This window comes from Bradyrhizobium sp. SHOUNA76 (assembly GCF_023006445.1).
Taxonomy (GTDB): domain Bacteria; phylum Pseudomonadota; class Alphaproteobacteria; order Rhizobiales; family Xanthobacteraceae; genus Bradyrhizobium.
Map to the genome: position 1 here is coordinate 1 of NZ_JALBHA010000518.1, position 4367 is coordinate 4367.

The 4367-nt window shown below is 65.1% G+C and carries 1 protein-coding gene; it reads left to right on the forward strand.

The genetic code is table 11. The features are described 5' to 3' along the window. The coding region (locus MOV74_RS32310) for an amino acid adenylation domain-containing protein (protein ID WP_246931051.1) at nt 1-4367 on the forward strand (4367 nt) is incomplete at both ends.

A 4367-nucleotide genomic window follows, 5' to 3' on the forward strand; every position in this document is an offset into this window, starting at 1 on the left:
CGGCAAGATCGACCGCAAGGCGCTGCCGGCTCCGGATCAGCTTGCGACGTCAATCGAGCATGTCGCGCCGCGCACGCCGGCCGAGGCGGCGCTGGCTGCGATCTGGGCCGATCTGCTGCGCCAGCCCAACATCGGCGTCACCGACAATTTCTTCGAGCTCGGTGGTGATTCGATCATCTCGCTGCAAATGGTGAGCCGCGCGCGGCGCGAAGGCGTGCTCATCGAGCCACGCGACGTTTTCCGGTATCAGACCATCGAGGCCCTGGCAGCGTCGTCCCGCGATGTCGGTCCTGGCAAGGACGACCCGGTATCAGAACGTGGCTCGCTCTCGGGTCTGTCCGCCGAGCAGCTCGAGCGGCTCGGTCTGGACTTAAGCCGCATCGAGGACGTCTATCCGTTGTCGCCGATGCAGCAGGGCATGCTGTTTCACAGCCTGCGCGATGCTGGCAGCGGCGTCTATGTCAACCAGGTCAGCGTCGAGATCCGTGGCCTCGATCCGCAACGTCTCGGCACGGCATGGCGCGAGGTGAGCGCACGTCATCAGATGCTGCGGACCGGTTTCCTGTGGCGTGAGCTCTCCGGCTCTCCGCTGCAAGCGGTCTATCGCGACGCCATCGTGCCGTTCGAGCAAGAGGATTGGCGCGGGCAGGCGATCGGTGACGAACGGATTGCCGCTGCCCTTGCTGATGAACGCGCCGCCGAGTTCGATCTCCAAACGCCGCCGCTACAGCGGGTGCGGCTGCTGCGGCTCCAGGACGACCTGTATCGGCTGATCTGGACCTATCATCATATCCTGATGGACGGCTGGAGCTCAGCCAGATTTATCGGAGAAGTGCTGGAGTGCTATTATGGCGGCACGCCTGCTGCGAACGCGACGCGCTACCGCGACTACATCGCCTGGCTGCTGGCGCAGGATGCCAGGGCTGCCGAAGCCTTCTGGCGCGAGCAGCTCAAGGGCTTCGACCAGCCGACGCAGCTCGCCGATGCCTTCGGCGGGCGCCGCCATCATGCATCCGGCCACGAACGCTGTTACACGCGTCTCGGAGAGACCGCGACCGCGGAGCTGAAGGCGTTCGCGCGCCGCGAGCGGATCACGTTGAACACCATCGTTCAGGGTGTGTGGGCGCTGCTGCTACAGCGTTATACGGGCCAGAATACCGTGACGTTCGGCGTGACAGTGGCCGGTCGTCCGGCCAGCCTCGACGGATCCCAGCAGATGCTCGGGCTCTTCATCAATACGCTGCCCGTGATCGAAACGCTGCCGCCCGCCAGCACCATCGGAGAATGGCTGCGGGCGCTGCAGGATCGCAATTCGGCGATCCGGGATTACGAGCACACGCCGCTCTATGACATCCAGGGCTGGGCCGGTCGCGCCGGTCAAACGATGTTCGACAGCATCATCGTCTTCGAGAACTATCCGATCGAACGCAGCATGCATCGCGGCGGGGGCGCTTTGCAGTTCAGCGGTCTGAAGAATGTCGACGTGACGAACTATCCGATGGACCTGTCGGTACTCGTCGAAGACACGCTTCAGGTCGAATACACCTATATGCCGAACCATTTCACCGCGGCGCAGGCGGCGCAGATCAAGACGCAGTTCGAGCATTTGCTGGCAGCGCTGACGCGGGACGCCACGGCTCTGCTTGGCGCCATCGATCCCGTCACGGAGGTCGACGCCGCTCTTGCAGACAGTTGCAATCGTAACGCCACGTCGAGCCCTCCGCTGCCGCCGGTGCACGAGGCGATCAGCGGCCATGCGCAGAGTCATCCGGAGCGAACGGCGCTGACCATCGGCAGCACAGTGCTCTCGTTCGGAGAGCTTGAGTGCAGGGCCAATCGTCTGGCCCATCACCTGATCGCGCGCGGACTCAAATCCGAGCAGCGCGTCGGCGTAGTGGTCGAGCGAACCGAAATCACGATGATCGCACTGCTCGCGGTCCTCAAGGCAGGCGGGGCTTACGTTCCACTCGATCCCGAACTGCCGCCGGAACGGCGTGCGTTCGTCATGCGCGATGCCGCAATCGCGTTCTTGTTGACCGGACGGCTCGGGATCGAGGGCAGACCGGATGGTGTCGAAAGAATCTCGCTGTCCGCGTTCGATTTCGACGCTGGTCCCGACCATCCGCCGCAACCTGAACTGCATCCTGAAAACCTTGCCTATCTGATCTACACCTCGGGCTCCACAGGGACGCCCAAGGGCGTCGCCGTCACCCATGGGCCGCTGGCGATGCACTGTCACGTCACGGGAAGCCTCTACGAGATCGACCAAAGCTCTTGCGAGCTGCATTTTCTGTCGCTGGCCTTCGACGGTGCCCACGAGCGCTGGCTCACGGTTCTGTCACATGGCGCACGGTTGCTGATGCGCGACGCCGAATTGTGGACGCCGGAGCAAACGGTCGAGAACCTGCACGCCCATCGCGTCAGCCATATCGGATTGCCGCCGGCCTTCCTCCAGCAGGTCGCAGAGTGCGTCGAGCAGAACGGCAACCCGCCGCCGGTCAAGCTCTACTCGTTCGGCGGCGAGGCGATGCCGAAGGCAGGCTTCGACAAGGTCAGGCGCGTTCTCAAGCCGCGCATCCTGATCAATGGTTATGGCCCGACCGAAACCGTCGTCACGCCGCTGGTCTGGAAGGTCGATGGCGCCTCCGAATGCGACACGCCCTATGCGCCGATCGGCACGCCGGTCGGCGACCGCCGCGCCTATATTCTCGATGGCGGGCTCGACATCATTCCTGCCGGTGTTGCCGGCGAGCTCTATCTCGGCGGCTTCGGGTTGGCGCGCGGTTATCATGGCAAGGCCGGCATGACCGCGGAGCGGTTCGTGCCTGACCCGTTCTCGGCGGTGCCGGGCGCCCGGCTGTACCGCACCGGTGATCTGGCGCGATGGCGCGAAGACGGCACCGTCGAATATCTCGGCCGCAGCGACGACCAGGTCAAGGTCAACGGCTTCCGCATCGAGCTCGGAGAGATCCAGACCTCGCTGCTCCGTCACGAGGCGATCGCGCAGGCGGCGGTGGTGGCAGTGCCGGGCACAGCCGGCAATCAGCTCATCGCCTATGTCGCGCCGAAGGCGGCCGGCGACGCCGCGCCCGGTGTGGCCGAAGCGCTGGTCGAGCGCCTGACCGGTTTCCTGAAGCAGATCCTGCCGGCCTATATGGTGCCGGCGCGGATCATGATGCTGGAGCGGTTGCCGACATTGTCGAGCGGCAAGATCGACCGGCGCGCGTTGCCGTCTCCCGACGCGCCGGTGCGGAGCTTCGTCGCGCCGCAAGGCCCGACAGAGACCGCGATGGCCCGCTTGTGGTCCGAGATTCTGAAAGTGCCGCAGGTCGGCGTCACCGACAATTTCTTCGAGCTTGGCGGCAATTCGATTCTGTGCCTCAAGGTCGTGGCGCGGCTCCGTCAGGACAAGGCGTTCGGGATCGAGATCAAGCTGCGCGATCTGCTGCAGAAGCCTACGATCCGCGCGCTGCTCGCCGGCGACGCCACCGCGGCGTCCGCCGTCGCGCCGGCGCCATCGGCGCTGCTGCCGCTGAATGCCGCGGTTCGCGGCGTGAACCCGGTGTTCTCTGTGCATGGCGGCTTCGGCACGGTCTTCGACTATGGGCCGCTGGCGCGCCGTCTCGAAGGGCGTCGGCAGGTGATCGGCCTGCAATCGAGAATGCTGGTCGATCCGTCGTGGACCGACGCCTCCCTCGAAGCCATGGCGGTGAACTATGCGGCCGAGATCAGGCGGATGCAGCCGCGCGGCCCTTACAGCCTGGTCGGCTGGTCGCTGGGAGGGTTTCTCGCTAGTCTCGTCGCAGCTGATCTCGAACGCGGTGGTGAGCGCGTCGATCGTCTCGTCATGGTCGACAGCTTCGTGCCGCGGCAGTCGGACGGATCGAGCCGGAAGGAGGCGATCGCCCACTGGGCCGATGATCTCGCCGGATTGCTGTCGGCCGTTCTTCCGAACGCTGCGGCCTCTCGTATCAAGGCGCAAGCCGACGCAGCGAAACGTGCGGATCTGCCGGAGACGCCGGAGAGCATTCGCGATCTGGTCGCCTCTGTTGTGGAGCAGGGCAGGAGCGTGAGGGCGGACGACGCCCTGCTCGGCGCGGATGATTTGTCCGCCGCCTTCGCAGTCGGGCGGCATCTCAACAGGCTGGCGCAGAATACTGCTCTGCCGCGGGGCCTGGAAGCCGCGCCGTTCTGCTGGTGGACGTCGGCTCGTCTGGCGCAGCGCGACCGGCTGGAAACGCAGTTGCCGAAGGCGGTCGATCGCGGCTTGATCGAGGGTGCCGTGTTGCAGCTTTGTGGTGATATGCTTGTCATCGGACCGAAAGATATTGAACGGCAAGAAGCGCGCCCACGTAAGCTGGAGAACG